Origin of the sequence: Fundidesulfovibrio agrisoli (genome assembly GCF_022808715.1) — a bacterium.
In the GTDB taxonomy this organism is placed as follows: domain Bacteria; phylum Desulfobacterota; class Desulfovibrionia; order Desulfovibrionales; family Desulfovibrionaceae; genus Fundidesulfovibrio; species Fundidesulfovibrio agrisoli.
Genome location: NZ_JAKZKX010000009.1, coordinates 36603 through 58984 on the forward strand (window position 1 = coordinate 36603; position 22382 = coordinate 58984).

Below are 22382 nucleotides of genomic sequence, written 5' to 3' on the forward strand. Positions count from 1 at the left end.
GTGCGAAGAAGATGCTTCAGACCCTGCACCAGGACCAACCATTTCAAATACTCAGGTCGTCAACAAACTCAGACTCTGGACTCACACTGGTTACAAGTAAATGGTCTCTGGCACGGGTGCAGGCGACATAGAGCAAGTGTCGCTCCGTGTTGTAGACCTCTTCAAGGTCGGAATCATCGACCACGGTATCAATGCGAGCCTGTAGAGGGATAATCTCATCATCGCACGCCATGACAGCTACAGCCCGGAACTCCAGACCCTTGGCGAGGTGCATCGAGCAGATGGATACCTTCTCCGAAGAAGGAAGGAGCTTTTCGTCAAGGATTACAAAGGGGGCGCCTGATTCCTGGACAGCGTTTTGTGCTCTTGATATTTCACTGTCTGAGCGGACAAAAACTCCGATTTCATCCGGCTTGTAACCATCGTTCAAAAGCTCTTTTATCCAAGTGGCGACAACAGCTTTTTCCTCATCCTGACTGTCAGTGACTTCTATGGTGGGCTTAGGGCCATTAAACACGGACTGTGTGGCGCGGCGTTCCTCTACAATGCCGTCCACGTCCGCCAACTCCGGGGCAAGAAGTCTGTCCGCCTGCTGCCGAATCTGGTGGGATGTCCTGTAGTTGATTCGAAGCGTAAAGGATCGACCACGTATATCCACGCCAAGCGACTTCCAAGAAAATGGCTGCTGGAAAATTCTCTGCCCGAGATCTCCTGAAAAGAACAAGCTGTCTGGCCTGGACGATAATGCAGCCAGAAACCGAATTTGGGCAATGCTGATGTCTTGGGCTTCGTCTAAGATGGCATAATCGAATGGAGGGTTTGTTTTTCCTTCGAGATGAACGGCAAGTTCACTGAACATCTGCGAGAGCGTCTTCATCCCTTTGTTATCCAAGCCGGAACGGACAATCTCAAACATCTCCCAAAGGACCTTTCGCTGCTGCTCTGGAAGTTTCGTTTTTCGTCCAAGACGAACTACGTCACGATACTTTTCCCATGTGTCGAGCTGCCATGCGTCAACGACTTCCTCCCATTCCGTGCGCAGGAAATAAGAGCTAAACTTGTGGTTCTGGACTTGAGCCGAGGCGTCCTCCAAGAACTGCTTGATCACCTCTTTGGGAGCAATGGTGAGACTGCCCAGGTTCGCCTTGTATAGACGCATACCCACGGCATTCATGGATGCGACTTCAAGCCGTTCTCCCAGCCGAGGTTCTTTGCCAAGAAGCCGGGACAACTTGTTTTGAAGAGAGTACGCTAAGGGATCGGAAAAAGTGGTGAGCAACACCCGAGCGTTCGTATTGGTCCGAGCCAGATGGGCCGCCCTGTGTAGGGCAACGATGGTCTTGCCAGTCCCAGCCGATCCAGAAACACGGGCAGGACCAGAGTAATCCCTTTCAACAAGCTTCCTCTGAGCTGGATGCAGGAAGACTGTCCACTTCTCCCACGGATAGTCTAAAGCCCGCTCCAGCTCTTCCACGTCGGTCATCAGACGGAAACGCCGTTGAGCATCAGGATGGGCGAAGGGGTCGCTTCCCTCGGGCATGGTGTGGACCTGCGGAGTGACGCCAGTGGCAAGATCAAGCAGCGCTTCCGAAGCTTCACTCGGAAGGTGGCCAGCTATCTCAAGGAGTGAATCCTCAGTCGCCTGCTTCACGTCCTCCAACCAGCTGGATGGAACACCATACGCGAGCAATTCTTCATCGGTGAGATGTTCAAAGATGAGGGGCTTGCCTGCTGGCTGCTCCGATTTCACATAGACCGGAACGGTGACTTCCTTCACCGTCTCACGAATCTCGACGATCTGCGCCGCCCCTGTCTTCGGGTGCGTTTCCAGCTTTCTCCTCTCAGCCCAGCTATACGCCTTATCATGGTGATCCACGTAGCAGAGCAGGATGCTGTTCTCAGTCCGGTGGACGATGATTCGAATATCCATGCTGACGGTGGCGGACCAAAAATTTGAGTCTTTCGCCTTGTCCAGCTTATGAAATCGTATCCCTGGACTCGCCGGGTTAATTTGCAGGTCAAAGGCAGTGGTTTTGACCGCCTTTTGTTCCTGTGGCGTGAGCTTGCCCAGGCTATCAGTGAAGGTGTCGGCTATGCGGAATTCCATCTACCTATCCTCAACTGGATGTTGAATCGCAGCTACAACAGCTTGATTGTCAACTAATACAGCATCAATCAAAGCCTTAAAACCAGCTGTTGTTTCAGCGTAAGCACCGATGTATCCGGAACCAACCAAGTCCATAAACGCACCTGGACGTAAATACCGACCACTAAGGCTCTTATAGCTAATTCGGATGCCTCCTCTGGGCCCTTTGCATTCAGGGGATTGGACTATCTGTTCATAGTGGTCAAGCGGTGTTATCATGCTGCCCCCTTGACTGTATGCATCTCTTTTAACAAATTTTAAAAAGAACACGGCAGGATTTATACGGTATTCTTGGGGCAGCGGGGTATTTGTCTGAGAGAAGACCTTCATCCGTCTGATCTCCTTGTCAAGTTGGGCATCAGGTCGGTATATCCAGTCGTCATCGTCTTTGCCACTGTACTCAAGCATCTTGTACTGAAGCATTACAATATTTTTCTTTGTAATATTCAAGTATATTAAATCAACACCAAGACAATGCTCTAATTCTCGCCTATTGGCAGTATACACCTCAAGTTTTCCATCGTTACCTAAAAATACAGCACGCCCAGTGACATCACTGCCGATTAAATCATACCCATCAACAAATCTTGCCTCATGCTCAATTACTGCGTCCTCGAGAATGCTAACTCTTGACAGAGCAGACTCGGATTGATTTGCGATATCCAGTTTATACGCCTCACTGTTGGCTGGCAGTCCAAATATCTTTAGCGCGGTTGAGATTGCATTCTTCTGAAAACCATAATTCGGTGGTCTATTATCAGGAGGAGCAATTGACAGGTAAGCCCCGTTTAAGGGTGAGGCATTCCTGTCAATATTGGCAAGCACTTCAATAATATGCCGACCAAGCTTTGGTGTTAGCGTCCTGCATCCAGCACCCAGATCTGCAATTATTCCTTTGAATTTGGCAATGTGAATAGTCTTCGTCAAAAGCCCTTCAATCTCTCTGAGGCTATTAGGCCAAAGCCGTGCATGATTTGTAATTTTAATACGTGTTTGAATAGTAGTGATAGCTTTCTTGGAATGCACTTGCCCAATGTAAAGTCGAGATTCTCCATCTTCAGATGCACCCATTAGCAAGCACAGAGATTGAGGCTTGAGCAATTCAAATTCAACATGTTCCCGTGCAAAAGTAAATTCGCTACGACCTCTTCGAGATGAAGTTAGGGCAAGCCATTCACCTTGGGTAAACCCCAAAATGGTAAGTGGCTTCTTCTCGACATACCTTCCAAGCCCATCAACCCAATCAGCAGTCATCTTACTCCACCCGGTAAACCTTCATGACTTCATCTCCAAGGTGATTGATGACTTTGACGGCGATGCGTCCAGACTTGGGTTTGTCGAAGGGACGAGAAATGTCGCTATTCAGGGAGTCCCAGCATTCTTGGTTGATTTCCGCTTTGAGGGTTGTCTTCAGCGCTTGATAAGGATCGTTCGCACCGAGGAAGTAGGCGTGTCGGACAAAGAAACTCTCCTCGTTGTAGTCTGTGTCGATGAACCAGCAGGCGATGCCTTCTGCACCGTCGCTGCGGACCTCGCCGGTGTTGGGGTGGAATACATCCACGCCGTTGATCTTGACCTGAACCTGGTTGTTTTTGGCTTCCAGGATGTCGATGTCCGGTTCGCCGAAGATGACGAAGAGGTTGCCCTTGCCGGTGTTCTTGAGGTCGTCCGCCATATGCAAGTCGGCGTTCATTCGGGCCTTGAGCACGGGAATCCGCCCCAGGCTGTTGAACTCCGAAGAATGCGCATCGTAGTTGAAGGCGCAGGCAATGAGTGCGTCAAATCCCGCGTCGCCAGCCTCCCTGGCTGCCGCTACGAGGTCTGGACGTGAGACAGTGCCGAACTCGGGACCGATGAAAATGGCTGCTCGTTTCTCAATTCCGGAGTCATCCTCACCTTCGTAGTACACCCCTTCGGCGCAGACGTAATGCCCTGGCCAGGGTTTGAGGGTGGAGAAGACGATCTTGTCTTCCTTGTGGGCCTGCTGGACGCCTGCGGTCTTGAGGTTCTCCAGAATCATTTGCGCAAAGTCCTGCGCCTCTGTTTGCTGGTCGGGCTTGGCAAGCTCATCCACAAGCTCGTCGTTTTCATCCACGGTCAAGACGCGGTGGGGGGAGAGGCTTTCGACGGTGAAAGGGCCAGCTACACGGACTTTTTTATTGTCTTCATATGGAACATCATAAAGTTGTTCAGAGATTGCATTTACAGAGATAGACTTTTCCATTCTGTTTTGACGTTCAACAAAAAGCTTCCGCCACGTCTCGTGAAGTTGCCTGACCTTGGCGGGCCACTCGCTGTCAGCCTTTTGCGGCATTTGCCTTTCATTCCAACTTTCTCCAAGTAGAAGATTGATTTCATTTAATAATGATCCAATTTCATTTCTGTATTCTTCATAAATTACGTCTATTTCTGCATTGTTTGCTATGGATCGTAAGGTGACATGCGGGATTTGTTTGTTAACAAACCCGTGCGAAACTTTAAGGTGTGTGACTGCTTGTGAGACATCCTTTTGACTCAATTGTGCCTGCTTGGCTTTACCGTCTTTGCTGTCAGACAATAAGTAGTAGGGATATCTTGCTCCCATTATGCGTGCACGAGCAAGGGCAAGGGCAACTCTTGACGTGTCTATAGTGATCCATCTACGTCCCCATTGCTCTGCGATGAATGCAGTCGTTCCTGAACCGCAAGTTGGATCAATGACAAGATCGCCAGGGTCGCTCGCCATAAGGATGCACCGTTGAATCACTTCTGGTTGTGTTTGGACAACATATAATTTCTCTGAGCCAAATCCGCTGGAGCGGATATCATCCCAAAGTGACACTCTAGGTTTGTAAGGATAATCTGAGTGGTAATTCTTCCACATCAGTGTGCTGCCAACTGCCCACATTCGGCCAGATTTTTCAACCCGAGAAAGCCCATCCTCCCCAGTAGACCACCCTCTTGCTCCAGGTGGACGATATTGTTTGCCACTAAAAAGGTATGGGAAGCGTGAAGATTCCGATCCTGTTTGAGAAGTAAGAGTTACCATTCTAAGGAATACACCCTCTGGCAGTGGTTCCTCTCCCATTTTCTGCTTTAAACTTAAATCGTGGATAGTTCCTTCGCTGTCCTCGACACAAATATAACGGTGAGTTGGGTTCTCGATAGGGGGTCTTTCTTGAAATAATTGTCTATATTTAGTGCTCTCCTTGTTTCTCCCATACCACAGGATGTAGTCATTCACATTGGCCAGCAAAGATGAACTCTGGGACGCAGCTTTCGTGAGTGTTATCATTGAAATAAAGTTCTTCTCGCCAAAAACCTCATCCATTAAAGTGCGAGCTCGATGAACGTTGTCGTCTCCAATTTGAACAAATATTGATCCGCTATCCTTTAGCAGATCTCTGGCCACTGTAAGCCTATCCCTCAAATACGACAAATATGAGTGAACGCCGTCTCTCCATGTGTCTCTAAATGCTTTTACTTGTTCTGGCTCTCTGGTTATGTGCTCTTTCTTCCCATCTGATACAGTTCGTGTAGTTGTCGACCACTGAAAGTTCGAGTTGAATTTTATGCCATAAGGCGGATCAAAATAAATGCACTGCACCTTTCCCCGTAGGCCCTCCCTTTCAGCAAGCGAAGCCATGACCTGAAGGCTGTCACCAAGAATCATCCTGTTCGACCAGTTGGCGTCGTGCTGGTAGAATTCCGTCTTGGCGTCTTCATTTGGGAGGCCATTGAAGTCATCAAAAAGACTCATCTGCTGGGGAACCTTGGCCCCCTCCTGCTTTCTGGTCCGCTCAGTCAGGTCATCTATGAGCACCTTTGGGTGAACTTTTTCCTGGATAAACAACGGCGGCGCATGAACCACCAAGTCCGACCAGTCCTGTTCATCTTTGCCGCGCCAGACTAGTTGGGGATCAAGGTCGCGGTTGCGCCGTTCATATGCCACACGGATGGGGTTCTGGTGCTCCTTGCGCAAGATGGACTGGCATTCTGCGGTCGGGATATGCTTCCGCGAAGCATCCTCGTGCGTGATGGTTTCAACAGTCTTGAGAATCTTGTTGCTTGCCATGTATCTATTCCTTGAAATGCCAGTCGCTATTTTGAAGTGTTTTTAAGAAATTGAGTACTGCGCCGATAGCATCATGATTTTCTGCCCAGCGAAGATGCTCATGAAATCGCTCTTGCTTTTGAGAGTCGCTGGTTTCCCACCAAGCAGCAAGAATAAGTGGCAGAGGAGGAGTCCAACCAGCACCTTTCCTTTCCCTATTTGGTAGTAACCCCCATAGCTCATTCCAGCGTTGTGGCTGAGGGCATATTCTACCATCCTTAGTGCCGATAGCGATGGCTTCTTCAATGGCAAGCATCAGTCTTCACCTTGAGGGGCAGTGGCACCAAGGATCATTTCATTGAAGGATGATTCCACCTTGGCAGCGAAATCGGATTCTATTTTGAAGACTTCCCTCAGTTCGACGAATGCCCATCGCCCAAATTGCTTGTGGTTGTTCACGCCTGGAATCCAGTAGTTCTCCATGGTCGATTTCTTTTCCTTGGCGTCCTCACCCCGGTAGCCCTTGATCTCCACGATCAGGTTCAGCGGGTCTTCGTGCCCGTCATCGACCTGGACAATGAAGTCCGGGATGTAGGTGCGCATAATCGAGCCATAGCGGTAGGGGACGAAGAGCCCCAGGTTATGGTTCTTGACGTATGCTTTGACCTTGGGATGAGACTCCACAACGCGGCAGAACTCGCCTTCCCAGTCACTGTCCAGGATGGCCCAGTTTACATGGCACTTGCGCGAGTCCGTTTGCCAGCGATCCCGTTTTGAAGTGTTGAAATTGACATGTATGGTCGAGCCCACTGGGTTAAACGAATCTAGCACCGCCTTTACCGGGCATATCCCCACCAGCTTGCGGGTGATCCCTGCGGTGATCCGTTCGCAGGCCATGTCCGCCAACTCCTGGTACATCAACTGAGCGGGGTAGGTGCCACCCTTGCATACGAGGCAGTTGTCCAGCCATTGTTTGGTAATGCGCTTGAGCTGACCAAACAGGTGCATCTTGGGTTCTTCCCCAGGATCACGCCACTTTGTGTAAAGCAACCGCTTGGTCACATGGAAAAGCAGCGTGGACCTGCGCATGTCTCCAAGATGTTCAAGGCTGAGGTCAACATCCTCGCCGATGATGCCTTGGTTCTTGGTGACGGAAGGCCCCACCAGCAGCGGCGTCAATTCCAGGATGGAATCGTCATTGAATTCAGCTTCGAGGCGCTCTTCCGGTAGCTCAACACGGTATCCCTCAACACGTGGGAATCGGATTTCCAGGTTGTCACGCTCAGGGCGGACAGCTTTGACCTGGATCGTTTCTCTCGGAGGCTGCGGAGGTGCCACCACAGGCTTGGCTGTGAAGTCAAAGGGAATGCCCAGGACATCGGCATACTCGACATTGAACAGCCCTTCCTCGTTCAGATCATAGGACTGCCTGCGCAATGCTCGACCAATGACCTGTTCGCACAGAAGCTGTGTTCCGAAAGCCCGAACGCCGAGGACATGGGTCACGGTGTTGGCATCCCAGCCTTCCGTCAGCATGGAGACAGAGACCACACACCGGATAGATTCCCCGAGACGGTCCTTCTTTCCCACCGTGTTCATGACCTCACGGAGCAAATCCTGGTCGGTGAGGTTGTCCGCCTGTTCCTTGCTCCCGGTCCGTTCGATAATCTCCCGACGGAAGTGTTCTATTTCAACGTCGTACACATCCCTGAATGTGTCGTTCAGCGCTTCTCCAGACTCAAGCTGCTCGCTATCAATCAGAAGGGTTCTTGGCCTGGGGAGTGCGTTACCGTGTTCATCAGTATTTCTGAATAATTCCAACCGACCCGGAACTGGAGTTTTTGAGCCATCATCATTTTCCCTAGTGAATCCGGAAATATACTCGTAAACGAGCTTGGACGTGGAGGTATTGTTGCACACTACGATGAAGCAAGGCGGTACAGTGATGCCGCTCTCCTTCCATAGCTCAAAGGTTTTGGCATAATGACCATACAGCGCTTCCAGCGCCGTCTGGAGCTCAGTCGGAATTGCGAGCGGGTCAAGGTTCTTAGCTTTTCTCGCCCCTTTCTTGGGCATCTTCTTACCGATGTGCTCCCAGAGGTTCCGGAACTTGGGCATCTCCGCGCCAGGGATGTTGTCCGCCACCGGGACGCGAGGCAGCTTGACGATGCCGCATTCAATGGCATCCATCAAAGAAAAGTCGCTCATTGTCCATGGAAACAGGGTTCCCTCAGCATAGCCTGAGCCTCTCAAGAAGAAAGGCGTTGCCGAAAGGTCAATGACACGCGTGAGACCAAGCTTTCGATTCACCGCCTCAAGTCCTGAAATCCAGAGCCGTGCGGCTTCGTTGTTCTTTTTTGCTTCGTCCTTCTCATCACCGGAGGCATCATCAACATCCGTGCTGCCGGGGCGCTCTCGGTAGCAATGGTGAGCTTCGTCGTTGATCACCAGAATATTCTTCAAGCCCATCAGGTCTGGCATGACGCGTTGGATCATCTGCCCTTCAGTTTCAAGGGTGTTCAGTTCCTCCCCTCGTCCCTGGAGCAAGGAGCGACTCCCCTTGGACAGCTCCATGCGTTCACGGAGTTTGAAGGCGTGGTAGTTGGTGATGACGATCTTGGCCCGCTCAAGGTCAACCATCATGTCATTAGGGACCAGTTCACGACTGGCATAATAGCTGTCGGGATCATTGGGCTGGAGCACCCGCAGCCGATCCTTGATGGTCAGTCCTGGAGCTACGATGAGAAATCCTCGAGTGAATTTGTTGCTGGTTGGGTGACGGACGGCGTTGATGGTCTGCCAGATGATGAGCATCGCCATGACCGTAGTCTTGCCCGCGCCAGTAGCCAGCTTGAGGGCCAATCGCATCAATTCGGGATTCGCGTCGTTATTGGCGTTTTCGAGCACTTCCAGGAAGGACTTGCCCGTCTTGCCCATCTTAGGGGCGACCTCGGTCAACCAGATGGCGACTTCAATTGCTTCGACCTGACAGAAGAAAGGGCGAATGCCGCTGAACTTGTGGTGTCTCCAGTGCTGAAGGAGGCGGGCAGTTTCAGGCGTTACTTTCCACTCGCCTGGGTCAGGAATCTTCCTCCATGCATCCACGTGTTCACGAAGGGCGTTAATGGTTCGAGCGGTTTTGGAATACTGCTGCTCTTGAGTGGAAAGCCCTTTGCCTTCGTCAAAGACCATCTTGACTTGTTCGGCTTTGGCCTTCTGCTTCTTGGGCTTTGGAATAGGGGTTATGAAGTCAGCTTGGCGGCGGTAAGGATTGATTTTCTGTGTTGGCTGTCCCTGCCCATCGAGTTCCCAGTGTTGTGCAGGATACTCATATGGTGAGTTAAGGATAGGTTTTTCAAAAAACAAATTATTCATGCGATTCCATCCTTCTCCTGTGCGCAGGCGAAGCCGCTCTGGAACTTACTCTTTATCTCAACGAAGAATCCACCGATCTTGTACTCGATGGTGTCCGGGGAGGAGGCCCACTGCTTGAAGTCTCTGAGGCAGGGGAATAGCTTGTCATTGACGTCGGTGAATAGGTCGTCACCCGCCAGAGAGGTCTCGTGGTCCGGGCTGCAACCCGCTCTCTCGGGGGCTGCCCACTTGGACCAGCGGCGAAGGTCTTCTATAACGTAGGAATGGCTCTGGCTTGGAATCTGATTGGCTCGTTCGGCTTCCAGGTCATCAAGACATTTCAAGAAAAGCATCCACGAGGACTGCCCGTTATGATCCAGGTCTGACGAGGCCCCGGCTTCTTTCCAGAGAAAGTCATCAATATTCTTGAACGCCTGCTCGAACATGTCACCCTTGGCTGGGTTGGCTCGCTATTCCGCGTGGCTCCCCAAGCTGCATTGAAAAGTGCGCAATTACGACTTTTTGTGTCGTGATCTCTAAGGCTTAAGCAGTTCTTGAATACCTCGCCCCCGGCTCACTTACAAGGGCTGTCAGGGTCCCTTGATGGATTTTGTTGCCACGGACTCCTTGGCAACCTTGACCCGCCTCATACCCATCTCTGCCCGAACCCCATGCGCAGGATCCTGCGCTTCCGGTTTCACTGAATCAGGTGATGGTCCCAGGCCCTCCCTGTTACCCGCCACCCACCAGAATCCTCGCGTCACTTGCCTCAGCGATGGACCTTCTCGCGCCAGAACGCAAACAGTCAGCAATGCTAATTCAATGAATTCAAGTCGCGCTCAACTCTTTGACACGCCTCCAGGTAGTCACGCTTTTTTTCGAATGAGACTGTGTCTGGTCCTTCGTGAACAAGTTGATTCCTGATTGACGCTATAAATCTTATGGATTTAACAGAGCCCTCAGGGAGATCGCTTTCTATGCTTGAAACTTTTTCATGAAGACCTTTTCCGACGGCACCTTTTTCTTCAAGCAAATTTTCAATGTTTGAAGAAGATCTTATAAGGTTGTCCAGTGATATATCTTGACTGTTAAAGCTCGCAACGCCTGCAGCGAATCCGCCAAACAATGCACCTATAGCGCCAGCAACTTCTTTTGCTTTTGAAGGCTGGCTGCCGTTATTGCCCTGATTGTTTGACGTGGCAGGCGCTGGTTTGATTTTATTCTTGTGGGCTTCATAATAAGCTTGCTGAGGCGAGAGATTCCCTGGCAGCTTTGGATTTTGACCACCATTTGAACTGGAAGAGATTGCGTCATATCCTTTCTTTGCGGCAACTACAGCGACAACAGTGCCTGCAACAGCTCCTGCTGTTTTAACCCATTCCTTAACTCTTCTAGTCTTTATCTGCTTGCCGTTCGGGCCAGATTCATATTCAATGACTTCTTCAGAGACAAAATTGACAGCTTTGTCTTTGGCTGCACTTGCCACTTCCTTCAGCTTCTTGAGATTGTCTTTGAATCCCATGTCGATCTCCACCGGCTTGAAGTTCTGACTTTTCAAGGCAAGAGACGTCGTCGATTGAATGTACTGTCTGAACGAGTAATGTCCCAGGTGCAGTGTCAATTGATATAGCTACTGTCGTCGCTGTCTATGATTCTCTGTCAAATAATTTCAATTTTAAGCAAACATTATTTGGATTATATTCTTTGAAAAATTCTTTGATAACGTTTTTATAGCTACTTTGTCTTGTGTCGTCTTCATTTGCAGCGTCGTCGTCACTATTGTGATAGGGGGTGGGGTGCAAAGGCACCCACCCCTAAATATATAAGCGATTTTGCCTTTGCTTTTAAAATAAAATCAATATGTTACCACCGTCAGAGCGATTTTGCTTTTGCCTTTGAAATCTCAAGTTAACCATATGAAATCTTTAGAGGATTTAAGGCACAATAAGTTTTGACGTCAATTGCCGATGTTGCCTTTGACGGAAATTCCCCAAGGGTCCGTCTCTTTGCTGGATTAAAATGAGTATCCTTTGCTTTTGCTACCTTGAATGGGATTCTCCTTGATCAATCCCGCTGCGACTGCTTCATCAATACGCTTGCCAGCAGTGTTTGAGGAAATGGTCTCTCCTTTGTTCTGGTTGCGGTAGACGTCCTGAACTTCTTTCTTGAGCTGGTCTTTAGAAGTAGCAGTTCCGCCAAGGTTTTTAAGAGCTTCTACAGCTATCTGTCCTGCTCCTGAAGCTGATGAAGACGTCAAGGGACGGAACCTCAGGTGGTGAAGCTCAAGGTCAAGGCTCCCCTGAAGGGCAAGGTTCCTGGCTTTCTTGTGGGTCAGGGTAAAACGCTTCTGGTTCTTATTATATGTCAGTTCCCAGGTGTTCGGGGACCAGTCGCCAATGGCGCTGGCTCCTCTTCCTCCTCCAGGTCCCGACTCGCTGGTGAACTTCCCGTGGTGATGAATCAGGAGCGGTGAAGCTCCAAGGCTCTCGGTGAAAACCGCTACCTGATCGAGCAAGCGGCGCATCTGGTCGTTTGAGTTCTCGTCTTGCCCATGGAAGCTGATCAGCGGGTCAAGGATGATGATGTCCGTCTGATGCGTTTCGACAGCCTTTTGGATCGCATCCAAGAACGACTGGCTCATCATGTCACCAATCGACCGGATGTCGTTGTTTACACCCAGGAAGAATATCCCGTCCTGGAGGAGTTGGTCAGCGATTTGATAACCAGACTTTGGCGAACGAACTTCCACAAATCGTTGTTTCATTCCGACGAATGTATTCTCCGACTGGACGAAAAGAACCTTATGCGGTGTTGGCTTCACATTAAATGTACCCAGGAAGCCCTGCGCAGGAGGAAAAATCAAATCCATGGCAATTTGAAGTGTCATGATTGACTTCCCAGAACCACCAGGACCAGTAATCAACAAAGGCTCGCCCTTAGGCCAGAAGTTGTCGATGAAATAATCAAATTGGATGTTCTTATTTACTACGTCCATGGCATTGAAGACGCAGTAACTGACCTTGGGTGCTTGATTCCCAGATGGAGCAAAAGGATTAGTAGGAACAGGGGCGCTAGTTTTTACCTTAGCGATGTGCTCCTTCGCTTTTTCTATTTCACGTTCAAGCCACTGGTTGCCAACTTCTTTTGCTTTTTCGCCTATGGGATAGGAATGATAAATGCTGAGAATGGTCTTTTCATCGACGTTCGCACTTAACAACCCGACAAGGACAGCCATGGAATGTTCCGATCTTTGCCCCTTTGGGAACGGCGTCAGGATCATTTGCTTGATCTCGTCTGATACCGGGAGATTTGCAACAAACTGAACGCTGGGCTGGGGAGTCGCTGAACTCTGAGTCATAATCGGAACCTCGGTCGCTTCATTCGTCAGGGAAGGAGCGGCATTATCTGCCTGAACGGACTTGTGGAGGGTATAGTTCAGAAGCCATGAGGGCGCTTCGGCAATTTCAGCAAGATTGGATATGACGTAGGGCATCCGCGTCTCAGGGTGAAGTGAGCCGGGGCAAAGGACCTGTCCTCCCTGGCCTCTGATGTCGAACACGCCTCTGACGGAGCGATTCCCGTAGCTTTTACCATCCTGAGGATACTGGAAGTAGTAGTGGTATCGCTCGCCGGTGCCGCCAGTCTTGATCGTCAACGTCGCTGGAAGCTCATGCAGCTTATGGGCGGCAAGCCATTCCTGGAATTTGCACATGTCGTCGATGTCCAGGACAAGGACGCCGCTGGCTGGGCCACAGGCGATGCCAGCTCGTTCTGGGAAGAAGTCGGAATTGGCGAATGGTCTTTTCTGGGAGCACCACTGGCTCCAGTTGTTCTCGACAGGAGCCTTGAACTCTCGGGGAGATTGGCCTGGAGCTGGAAATCCACCCTTTACGGGGATCAGTGAGAACCGTTGGGATAGGAACTCGAAAATTTTCATGCGTGTCGCGTCGTCAACCGGCTCCGACTGCTGCATGAATCCGATAAGTTGGTCCGCCGAGTAATCCATCCACAGCTCCAAGGGCACGCTACGACTGAAATTGACGAGACATAGCCAACATTATTCCTGCCTTAGATAGCCCGTGCCCGCGCCCGTGGTCAAACCAAGTTTTGATCACTGGCTCAAACCGCATGCGCAGGATCCTGCGCTTCCAGTTTTCATACTCCTCCCGTGACCAACCCGCCTGTCCCAGGCTACCCTTTCTTCCTCCCCTAACGCCCTTCAATAAGAGGAGGGAAGGATGACTACGGACTATGTAGCCTCAGGCGACGTTCGTATTTACGATGTTAGAGCGATTCTCGCTGACGCATTTTCAGCGAAGACGCTGAACAGAGTCATCGTGGTAATAAAGTCACATCGTCCGAGCATTAGCTTCATCGCTCTTCCACACTTGCGCAGCCTCTTGGCTGAGGACTTCTCTGCGAAGAATATTGACCGGGCCATGATGGCTCTCAAATGCTTTTGCGTAAAAGCCCACCTGTAGCCCTTGTAGGCTGAAGAATCGAAGGAGTTGCCATGTCTGACGAATCCTGGCCCATCATATTCAGTTACTCACGCGCCCAGGCCATTGAGGACGGGGTTTTAATCGACGTCACAGCCGAGGCGAAATTCTACGGGTTCAAGCTGCCATTTGTCATCGGCGACAAATTGTTCAACCGCTACGTCACTCCGCCGCCGGGGCTGGAAGGGGAGGGGCAGTCGCTGGCGGGACGCCTGCACGATTTGATGAGCCTTGCTGCGGTGTCGGCGCGAACGGGACTTCAACAGGATCGAGTCGAATTTGAGGTGCTGTTTCTGATGGAGCTGGGGAAGCACGAAAAGGTCCGGTGCGTTCTCCATGTTGGCCCTGGCGATCATGGCGAACCTGTTCTGACCTGTTGTCTGCCGGAGGACTTGTGAACACTCTGGAGGGAGAGACGGGGCAGGAGAAGCCGGACCACCTGGATCAGTTGGATGTCCTCATTGAACACTTCCGACCGATCGAAAAGCTCTTTCAGTTGATGGGGGCTGTTGCCCCGGATGCCTTCGGAGGAGCTTCACTGGTCAGGGGCTGTTCGGAAATCGGGCTGAACCTGTCGGCGCAGTTCCGGGAAACCCTGGAACGTGTTCACCGAAGGGTTGAAGACGAATGAGGGCTGATGTGATGGAGGCTTCACTTCGTCACTTCTGGATCAAGACCCTGGCCATCGTCAGGACTGCCCGCACCTGCTCTTCGGACGCCCCGGCGAGAAGCTGTTCCAGCTCTTTCTGGACCTGCTCCTTGGTCAACCCCACGTCACCCACGTCGAAGAGGACGGTCAGGTCTTCTTCCAGCGCAGCAGATAGCCGCTCAATGTTCACCAAGGTAGGATTCCCCCTGCCGCGCTCAATTTCTCCTACGCTTTGTAGGGACAATCCTGCCCGTTCGGCAAGTTGCTCCTGGGTCATGTCCTTCGCCCTGCGAAGGGACCGCATGCGCTTGCCAAAAACCTTAAGAATCTCGCCCATGGGACCGTCCTTTTCGGACAGTCTAGGACCATCAATCCAGCTGAATAAGCAAGCAAGGCATGTATCTTGCTGTTAATTGTAAAGTAAACTTTATATAGCGCAAATTTTGCCGTGTTTATTGGCGGTTTTTCCCATGGGGAGAGCCACTTGGGAAAGTGGATACGTGAGAATTGGGCTTGATGCCCCGGCGAACCAGGAAGGAGTTGCCGGACCATGGCGTTGACCATCAACCAGAACCTAATGGCGATGAACACCGCCAGAAATCTGAACACCGCGTACGGGGGGATTGCGACCTCTACGCGGCGGCTGTCGTCTGGCTTGAGGATCGGGACCGCCGCTGACGATGCCGCTGGGCTGGCGATTCGCGAGATGATGCGTTCGGATATTAGCACCATCAACCAAGGGGTCAGGAACGCCAATGACGCCATTTCGATGATCCAGACCGCTGATGGAGCGCTCCAGGTTATCGACGAGAAGTTGATCAGGATGAAGGAGCTTGCGGAACAAGCGGCGACAGGAACATATACTCAAGAACAACGATTAATTATTCATTCCGAATATCAAGCCATGGCTATGGAGATTCAAAGAATTTCAAATGCAACGGATTTTAATGGAGTCAAGCTGTTAGATGGATCTCTGTCTGGTAGCCATGACGGGAGTGGACTTGAGTCAACAGGCCAAATGAAAGTGCATTTTGGCACCGGGAATTCATCTGCGGAGGATTATTACTATGTAAATATCAACAGCTCAAAGATTGAGTCTTTGTTTGATCCTGATGGAATGGCAATCGGCAAGTTCGACGAAGGAAAGCCAATGTTCCTTGAGGCAACTTCGCAGGATTTGCGATTAAACACTACGACTGCTAACGATCAAACGGAACCAAAGATTGCAGGGCTAGAAAATGGCAATATGGTTTCCGTTTGGGTTTCTTCGAGCCAAGACGGATCAGGTGATGGAATTTTTGGACAAATAATCGACCAAGACGGGAATAAGGTCGGAAATGAGTTTCAGGTTAATACATTTACAAATGGCAACCAAAGCGAACCCAGTGTTGCAGCTCGCGACGATGGTGGGTTTGTAGTTTCATGGACATCGGCCAATCAAGATGGGTCAGGGACAGGGATTTACGCTCAATTGTACGATATGAATGGACGCAAAATCAATTCTGAGTTTCAAGTCAACTCAACTACAGCGAACAATCAGTATAGATCGAACACCGTTGGAGCAGATGGCGGTGGTTTTTTTACCACGTGGACATCGACTGGGCAGGATGGGTCTTTAGACGGGATATACGGCAAGATGTTTGATGCTGAAGGGAATTCACACACGTCGGAGTTCAGAATCAATACCACAACAAATCTTGATCAAAGATATCCTGCGACTGCCAGGCTAGAAGATGGTAACTATGCTGTATCTTGGTTTTCTCCAGACGGTTCAAACTGGGGTATATATGGACAGATTGTAGATAGAAATGGTAATTTGATTGAGTCTGAGTACAGAATAAATACGACAACCACATGGTTGCAGAATTTTCAGTCAACAACGTCCCTAGGTGATGGCAAGTTTGTTGTTGCCTGGAACAACCAGCCCTCGTCTGCGTCGCCAGAGTTTCATCCGACTGCACAGATTTTCAATGCAGATGGAACAAAATTTGGAGCAGAGTTTACCGTCAATACTACATACATGTCTAATCAAATGTGGCCAAGGCTCGCAAGGGTAAATGATACTGGATTTGTAGTGACATGGGGCGCTGTCGGGCAAGACGGATCAGGCTGGGGGACATTTGGCCAAATGTATGACAACAACGGGGCAAAGGTCGGAGGCGAGTTTCAAGTCAACAAAGTTGTTGCCAATGATCAATATGTAACTGATGTAACTTCATTAAAAGGCGGAGGGTTTGCCGTAGCATATCAGTCTGATGATGGATCCATTGATCCGTCCGCAGCAGGAGCTTTGGCAACAATATATACACCAGTTGTCGATATTCAGACGCAGGGAAGGGCTCAGAAAAGCCTTGACGTGCTCAATAGTGTGATTGTGCAGAAAGATAAAATCCGTGCATCATTGGGCGCTACACAGAATCGCTTGTCCAACACGATCCAGAACCTAGAAATTCAGGCTGAAAATCTCCAGGCTGCCGAGTCGCAGATATCTGACGTGGACGTTGCCCAGGAGATGACAGCCATGGTCACGAACCAAATCCTTGCGCAATCTGCGACAGCCATGTTGGCCCAGGCAAACTCCCTGCCCAAGATGGCGCTTCAGTTGATCCAGGGATAGTTCCAGCACATGACGGATTCGCCGCCCCTGGTCCGTGGGCATCTTGCCTGACACCAGCCCAAGGAAAGACGTAGACCCTGCCTGTAAGAGAACAAAGGGGGCGGGAATCAACCCTTCCCCCTTCGCCGACTTGGGCTTCCTACCCCGGCCCCCCGTCCCCCTTGTCCCCCTGGCCCCGGATTTGCGCGGGACAACCCCTTCCTGGGATTGGGGGCTGGTCCTGGGGTTTGGGTATCCCCCCTTGAGCAAAACCGCAGGAAATCGCAGGTATGGCCCAACGTCCGTTTTCAGTGTCCCCCGTCTGGGCAGCGATTCGATAGAGGCTATGACCGTATGCGCAGTATCCTGCGCTTCTGGATTCAGTCGGCGGCGACTCCCCTGAGCCAGCCTGGGTTGTCGCTCAGAGGCGCTTTTGCTACGTCTGGACCATGCCCAAGAAGTCTGACGAGAAAAAAGTTCTTCGCTTTGACTCCCACAGGATCAGGAGCGTCGCCTTTTGGTTTTGGGAGTATCAAAGGAGGAACCCTGCCTATCGCCATTTCTCCCATGTCATTGAAAATTATAGGGCTTACTTCGATGCGCTTGGCGAGTTGGAGGTCATCGAGTCAGAGGAGGGTTGCAAGGGGTTCAATTCAGACTCGATTGACATGGAGGACCCCAATCCGAAGAACCATCCTTATGCTCTGTACCTTGAGGAACAATATGAAGTGAAAGCTCGCATCGCTTTTTTCAGATTGTCTTGTCTGGAAGAAGCAGTGCGACGGCGCTTTCATAGGCTTTATCGCAACGCCTACATTGGTTTGAATACTGAAGAGGCCCTTGATGCCATCCTCAATGGGAAATCTGTTAAATTTGAAAGCAAAGACCACGCCGACATCAATGCCTTGCTTCGTTCGTATTACAAGTGGGCAATGAGCATAGATGATGACGCACCAAATCATTACATGTCAGACCTGGACAAGACGTCTGGCATCCTGCTGGACCACAAGCAAGCACTCAAAGACCCTGAACAGGTTATGCTCGAACTTCATGCCGTTAAAATATTCAATGCCACAATCGACAGCATTTTTTCGAACAAGCGCATAAGCGATGAAACCCTGGAAGCTGTTTACAAACTCTGCCTTTCTGGTGATCACATCGTAAGCGCTGATATGACTCGATTGATTCTTTTGTGGATGTGGGACAAGGCCCATGAAGACGATGAAGATAATCCTTTAGATTTTAATGAAGTTCATGAGCTGCTCAAAAAAGCAATTCCTTTGAAACACAGACATAATGACAAGATAGCCACTCTCCTTCAGAAGAGGCAGAGACTTTTCGAATACTATGAAAATCTCTGCATCAAGATTGATACCATGAACCCCCTTTGCACTAAGCAAAACGGGAAGCAACTCCCCCCGATAAAAGACGTCCTCAGCCTTTGAGGCTTCTCCTCCCGCTCCAAGCCCCGCCTTCGAACTGTCTGAAAACTTCTCCCCAATTTTTTCAGATATCTATCTGATCTCTTTGGTTTTCTGAGAGACAAAAGGTGTCTGAACCTCTTGTCCCCAACACAAAGTGGGTCTCGCTTAGACCGTTCTTCAAGAGCAACGGCGCAATGGGGTCCGGTCACAGGGACCGCCTCCCCAAAGAGCCACCTCCCCCGACAGGGGGCATTCTTGGAGGACACCATGAGCAACGACAACAAGCCGAACATCTCCGTCACCGGCGGTCCTGGCAAACCCCACAATTCGGATGACACCAGCTCCACCAGCTCTACCGGCGGCACTGGTGGCACGGGTTACACTGGCGGCAGTGGCGCTTCCGGCTTCGGCGGCGGGCTTGGCGGAAAAATCAGCTCGATTCTGGATATTGAAGAAGGGGTTGACACCTTTGCCAGGAATGTCGCCGGCACCGGGCTCTACGGGGCCACTGGCGGGCAGGGGCAGCCCGGATCAATCGGCAACATCCCGAAGGACAAACAATCGCTTGCAGCTCTGGGCCAGCGGTTCTCGGACCAAGTCAATAAGATCAATAGCATCGACAAAATCGTGGAGGAATTAAACACCTGCCAGACCACTCTGGATCTTGTCCTGGAGAAAACCAACGCGGTCAATGCGTTCTACGCATTCATGCAGGGCAAGCGCCTTCTCAGGCTCAAGGCGCTTAGGACCGAGAAACAACGTAGTGACTGGCAAACCTGGATTCACGCTAAGCTTCCAAACATCAAGAAGCGAAGCCGCGAGAAGTACATGAATTTGGCCAACGTTCCCATGGTGGAAACACACCTTGAATATGGAGTCGAGCGTTTGGCGGAGTTCGGCTCTTTGTATGCCTCCAAGAGCGACACGGAACAGAAAAAGATGGGTCTTGATCCCCTGAAGTCCTACTTGGAGGGCGAGGATTTTGACTTGGAGGAGGCCTCGTATGATGAGCGCGTCCTTCGGTTCAATGCCATTCTTGAAGTCAAGGCGCTGAACCGCCTGAACCTTGAGTTCCCCTTGGACGTGATGGTTTCATTCCTGCGAAAGCAGGCTTCCTTGACTCCCAAGGAACGCAAGCACCTAGTGAAGCTGGGCAAGGAAGAGGCGGTCAAGCTCCTTGAATGGATTATCGTGGGCGATTTGGAGCGCAAAAACTTCATAGGGGCCTCTGACAATTCCGAAACAAGCAGCCAGGGCTCCTCTGCCGATGCCAGTTCTGGCAATGCTTCTTCAGGTCCGAACATCGAGCAACAGGTTCTCACACTCTACAACTCGCTGGAATCAATAGCCACTCAGGGCATCAAGCTGGATACCACGGTCGACCGCGATCATCTGATCAAGCTCAGAGATTACATCGACCGCCTGCTGACGGTGGGCCATGATGTCCAGGATGCTCAGAGCGTCCAGGAAGTTGCTGCCTAGCCCCCAAGTACTGACAAGGCCCCTCTGGAATCTGCCGGAGGGGCCATAAGGAGCGCTCAATGAAACTTGTTCCGCACCTCCGCTTCAGAGAAGATGACCATGAAGAGCCAAGTCTGTTCTCGTTTTTAGACGAGGCGAAATTGATGCCCCTTCGTCATGAGTACAACAGGCGTGTCAATGAGGCGATGCAGTTTCACAACTTGAAGAAGGTCGGCATTCATGTGCCATTCGAAGTAGTCCGCGCATTCCTGCAGGTTGAAGGGAATCTTACGGACGAGGAAATGCGCTACCTGGAAAGTCTTTCTCTCGCGGCCCCGGATGCGCCAGCCAAACTTCTCCAGCGTGTCATCTCAGGAGAAGTCACAAGGGAATGTATGCGTGGCGTCTTAGAAGAAGGCGAGCCCTACTCCTCGGAATAGTGCCATTAACAACAAGCCAAGGTTCCTCCTGGATTACCAGGAGGAGCCATCCCCCAGGAGAACACCCCATGAAGATATTCCTTTCTTCTTTAAGTATCCCCGTAATTAAGCGGCTGCACAAGATCAACCCGAACTTGAAGCCCAACGTTCTCGTCACCTTCTACGGACTCCAGCGTCCTAGGGACTACACCATTACCTACAGGAGCATGATCAATGAGTTAATCCTTGACTGTGGCGCTTTCAGTATCAACAACGACAAGAAACTCAGCGTTCAGTCTCGCTTGATCGAAAGCGACAAGCTATTCTTCAAATATCGAGACTATACGAAGATTGCGCAAGGCAGATACGACTTTTTGTTCAGTTTCGACGACGACTTTACTCCGAATGGCTTCACTCACAACCTTACACGGTTAATGAGGCTTGAGGCTGACAACATCAAGGCGGTCCCTGTTATACATAATTTGCACAATAATGAGATCGAGTTCTTCATCAAATCAAGGCCCAAGTATCAGCTCGTTGCGATTGGCCAGTGCCAGGGTGACAATCGAAATGACCTCAGGGTGCTCTTCAATGCGGTGGACTCGCTCTACCGCAATGGCATCAGGGTTCACCTGTTTGGCATGACGACCCCCAGCCTGATCAGCCACGTCCCGGCTTACTCTAGTGACTCGAAGGCTTGGGTGGATTACGCGACTCGGGGACGGGCGCTGTATCACAACACTGAAAGTGGCTTTCTCGACAAGGAGGAGCTGATTTACTTTCCCAACAAGCAGAACTTCGGTGACCCTGGGAATGCTGTCTACTACAAGGAATACAGACACATGGAAGCCTTTCTGGCACATATCAAATCCAAGCTGGACCTGGAGCTCGAAGACCTCATCGCAGCACAGACTCAGGCCATGTCTCTGAGCTTGGTCAACGTTCTCTACTTCATGGAGTTGGAGGAGCGGATTACGGAGGAAAATAGGTTGTTGGGCATTACTTTCCCGTAGAAGCTACGGACCAATCCACCATGGAAGGACCGGTGACGAGCCGGTCCTTTTCTTTTGCCCATGAAAACCGCGTGCGCAGGATCCTGCGCAAAGAGTTTCGGCGGAATTGGCTTCCGAGATTTTTGACCCCTTCATAGAGATATTACCTCTTAAACCACAGGAGGTTATCTCAATGTCAAAGAAAACTGCCGACCCCACCAAGAGGAAGCATTTCGAATCAAAGTTCGACGAAAAGACCCTCCGGGAGATGATCAACGCCGGAAGGACCGCTGACGAAATTCAGCAAGCCCTCGGCGTGGTCAGCAAGCAGAGCCTCAGGCAGCACGTCCTGAAGCTCATCACACGGGACCGCAAGGTCTACGAGGTGCCGGGACTCTATGTCCGAAACCTGAAAAGGCCCATGGTCAATTTCAAGGGCGAAGTCCGCCTCACAAGGAACATGCTGGACTTCCCTGGATCGACTTACGAGCCCAACGACCAGTTCGAGATCGAGATCGACAACGAGAAGATCGTTCTCACCAGGATCGTCGAGCAGGCGGATCAGCCCCTGGACTCACCCGAGCCCATCGAAAAGATGTGAGGAGCCCGGTCACACCTGTCTTCACAGGTAGGTGTGACCACTCTTCTTGCGACATCGGCGTCCTCCAGCTTCTCTTTTATTTTGTGGGATGCGGGGAATTTACCCTGGTCCCTGTCGAACCCCATCACTCATGAGCAAACGCCATGCGCCATCGTCGCTGTCCTTGGCCCTAGCTCCGTCACCTTATCACCTGGGATGGAATGGACCT

The 22382-nt window shown here is 50.8% G+C and carries 16 protein-coding genes and 2 pseudogenes; 9 read left to right on the forward strand and 9 right to left on the reverse strand.

Annotated elements, in window-relative coordinates; all coding sequences use genetic code 11:
- Positions 1-43: 43 nt before the first annotated feature.
- The 8 genes from MLE27_RS08635 to MLE27_RS08670 all read right to left on the reverse strand — a co-directional run bounded on the left by MLE27_RS08635 (position 44) and on the right by MLE27_RS08670 (position 13539).
- Complete coding sequence (locus MLE27_RS08635) at positions 44-2107, reverse strand: 3'-5' exonuclease (protein ID WP_243311664.1); 2064 nt, start codon at positions 2105-2107, stop codon at positions 44-46.
- Positions 2108-3400: a hypothetical protein gene (locus tag MLE27_RS08640; RefSeq protein WP_243311665.1), complete on the reverse strand. Its 1293-nt coding sequence runs from the start codon at positions 3398-3400 to the stop codon at positions 2108-2110.
- Position 3401: 1 nt separating this feature from the next.
- Entirely contained in the window at positions 3402-6200 is a 2799-nt protein-coding gene (locus tag MLE27_RS08645) for a site-specific DNA-methyltransferase (RefSeq protein WP_243311666.1), read from the reverse strand.
- A gap of 4 nt (positions 6201-6204) precedes the next feature.
- Positions 6205-6495 (reverse strand): hypothetical protein, encoded by a 291-nt coding sequence (locus MLE27_RS08650; protein ID WP_243311667.1) that lies wholly within the window; start codon positions 6493-6495, stop codon positions 6205-6207.
- Entirely contained in the window at positions 6495-9554 is a 3060-nt protein-coding gene (locus MLE27_RS08655) for a BPTD_3080 family restriction endonuclease (RefSeq protein WP_243311668.1), read from the reverse strand. Before MLE27_RS08655 ends, MLE27_RS08650 begins: the two co-directional genes overlap by 1 nt.
- A complete protein-coding gene (locus tag MLE27_RS08660; RefSeq protein WP_243311669.1) occupies positions 9551-9979 on the reverse strand; it encodes a hypothetical protein in 429 nt (142 codons plus the stop codon). The genes MLE27_RS08655 and MLE27_RS08660 overlap by 4 nt, the downstream gene beginning before the upstream one ends.
- Positions 9980-10347: 368 nt before the next feature.
- On the reverse strand, positions 10348-11055 hold the full coding sequence (locus MLE27_RS08665) for a hypothetical protein (RefSeq protein WP_243311670.1): 708 nt from the start codon (positions 11053-11055) through the stop codon (positions 10348-10350).
- A 492-nt stretch (positions 11056-11547) separates the two neighbouring features.
- Positions 11548-13539, reverse strand: coding sequence for an AAA family ATPase (locus MLE27_RS08670; RefSeq protein ID WP_243311671.1), 1992 nt, complete (start codon positions 13537-13539; stop codon positions 11548-11550).
- Between the two features lie 507 nt (positions 13540-14046).
- On the opposite strand from MLE27_RS08670, the gene MLE27_RS08675 reads away from it, so the two are divergent.
- Together MLE27_RS08675 and MLE27_RS08680 are read left to right on the forward strand one after the other, a co-directional pair.
- Positions 14047-14430, forward strand: a complete 384-nt coding sequence (locus MLE27_RS08675; protein WP_243311672.1) for a DUF6573 family protein — start codon at positions 14047-14049, stop codon at positions 14428-14430.
- Positions 14427-14663, forward strand: coding sequence for a hypothetical protein (locus MLE27_RS08680; protein WP_243311673.1), 237 nt, complete (start codon positions 14427-14429; stop codon positions 14661-14663). The genes MLE27_RS08675 and MLE27_RS08680 overlap by 4 nt, the downstream gene beginning before the upstream one ends.
- 28 nt (positions 14664-14691) lie before the next feature.
- Here the strand turns inward: MLE27_RS08680 and MLE27_RS08685 are convergent, their stop codons facing one another.
- Positions 14692-15018, reverse strand: a complete 327-nt coding sequence (locus MLE27_RS08685) for a helix-turn-helix domain-containing protein (protein WP_243311674.1) — start codon at positions 15016-15018, stop codon at positions 14692-14694.
- Between the two features lie 213 nt (positions 15019-15231).
- On the opposite strand from MLE27_RS08685, the pseudogene MLE27_RS08690 reads away from it, so the two are divergent.
- The 7 genes and pseudogenes from MLE27_RS08690 to MLE27_RS08720 all read left to right on the forward strand — a co-directional run.
- Positions 15232-15760, forward strand: a pseudogene (locus MLE27_RS08690) (flagellin N-terminal helical domain-containing protein); the annotation flags it as partial.
- Between the two features lie 1241 nt (positions 15761-17001).
- Positions 17002-17298: pseudogene (locus tag MLE27_RS08695) on the forward strand (flagellin); the annotation flags it as partial.
- Between the two features lie 428 nt (positions 17299-17726).
- Complete coding sequence (locus tag MLE27_RS08700) at positions 17727-18722, forward strand: hypothetical protein (RefSeq protein ID WP_243311675.1); 996 nt, start codon at positions 17727-17729, stop codon at positions 18720-18722.
- A 246-nt stretch (positions 18723-18968) separates the two neighbouring features.
- Entirely contained in the window at positions 18969-20183 is a 1215-nt protein-coding gene (locus MLE27_RS08705) for a hypothetical protein (protein WP_243311676.1), read from the forward strand.
- A 59-nt stretch (positions 20184-20242) separates the two neighbouring features.
- Positions 20243-20602, forward strand: a complete 360-nt coding sequence (locus MLE27_RS08710; protein WP_243311677.1) for a hypothetical protein — start codon at positions 20243-20245, stop codon at positions 20600-20602.
- Between the two features lie 68 nt (positions 20603-20670).
- On the forward strand, positions 20671-21594 hold the full coding sequence (locus tag MLE27_RS08715; RefSeq protein WP_243311678.1) for a hypothetical protein: 924 nt from the start codon (positions 20671-20673) through the stop codon (positions 21592-21594).
- A 172-nt stretch (positions 21595-21766) separates the two neighbouring features.
- Positions 21767-22174 (forward strand): hypothetical protein, encoded by a 408-nt coding sequence (locus MLE27_RS08720; protein WP_243311679.1) that lies wholly within the window; start codon positions 21767-21769, stop codon positions 22172-22174.
- Positions 22175-22382: the final 208 nt, after the last annotated feature.

What these genes read in the sequence shown, in the direction of transcription:
- MLE27_RS08685 (WP_243311674.1), bottom strand. Translation starts at nt 15,018, where the DNA reads ATGGGCGAGATTCTTAAGGTTTTTGGCAAGCGCATGCGGTCCCTTCGC.
- MLE27_RS08635 (WP_243311664.1), bottom strand. Translation starts at nt 2,107, where the DNA reads ATGGAATTCCGCATAGCCGACACCTTCACTGATAGCCTGGGCAAGCTC.
- MLE27_RS08710 (WP_243311677.1), top strand. Translation starts at nt 20,243, where the DNA reads ATGAAACTTGTTCCGCACCTCCGCTTCAGAGAAGATGACCATGAAGAG.
- MLE27_RS08715 (WP_243311678.1), top strand. Translation starts at nt 20,671, where the DNA reads ATGAAGATATTCCTTTCTTCTTTAAGTATCCCCGTAATTAAGCGGCTG.
- MLE27_RS08700 (WP_243311675.1), top strand. Translation starts at nt 17,727, where the DNA reads ATGCCCAAGAAGTCTGACGAGAAAAAAGTTCTTCGCTTTGACTCCCAC.
- MLE27_RS08650 (WP_243311667.1), bottom strand. Translation starts at nt 6,495, where the DNA reads ATGCTTGCCATTGAAGAAGCCATCGCTATCGGCACTAAGGATGGTAGA.
- MLE27_RS08665 (WP_243311670.1), bottom strand. Translation starts at nt 11,055, where the DNA reads ATGGGATTCAAAGACAATCTCAAGAAGCTGAAGGAAGTGGCAAGTGCA.
- MLE27_RS08675 (WP_243311672.1), top strand. Translation starts at nt 14,047, where the DNA reads ATGTCTGACGAATCCTGGCCCATCATATTCAGTTACTCACGCGCCCAG.
- MLE27_RS08645 (WP_243311666.1), bottom strand. Translation starts at nt 6,200, where the DNA reads ATGGCAAGCAACAAGATTCTCAAGACTGTTGAAACCATCACGCACGAG.
- MLE27_RS08670 (WP_243311671.1), bottom strand. Translation starts at nt 13,539, where the DNA reads ATGGATTACTCGGCGGACCAACTTATCGGATTCATGCAGCAGTCGGAG.
- MLE27_RS08640 (WP_243311665.1), bottom strand. Translation starts at nt 3,400, where the DNA reads ATGACTGCTGATTGGGTTGATGGGCTTGGAAGGTATGTCGAGAAGAAG.
- MLE27_RS08705 (WP_243311676.1), top strand. Translation starts at nt 18,969, where the DNA reads ATGAGCAACGACAACAAGCCGAACATCTCCGTCACCGGCGGTCCTGGC.
- MLE27_RS08660 (WP_243311669.1), bottom strand. Translation starts at nt 9,979, where the DNA reads ATGTTCGAGCAGGCGTTCAAGAATATTGATGACTTTCTCTGGAAAGAA.
- MLE27_RS08655 (WP_243311668.1), bottom strand. Translation starts at nt 9,554, where the DNA reads ATGAATAATTTGTTTTTTGAAAAACCTATCCTTAACTCACCATATGAG.
- MLE27_RS08720 (WP_243311679.1), top strand. Translation starts at nt 21,767, where the DNA reads ATGTCAAAGAAAACTGCCGACCCCACCAAGAGGAAGCATTTCGAATCA.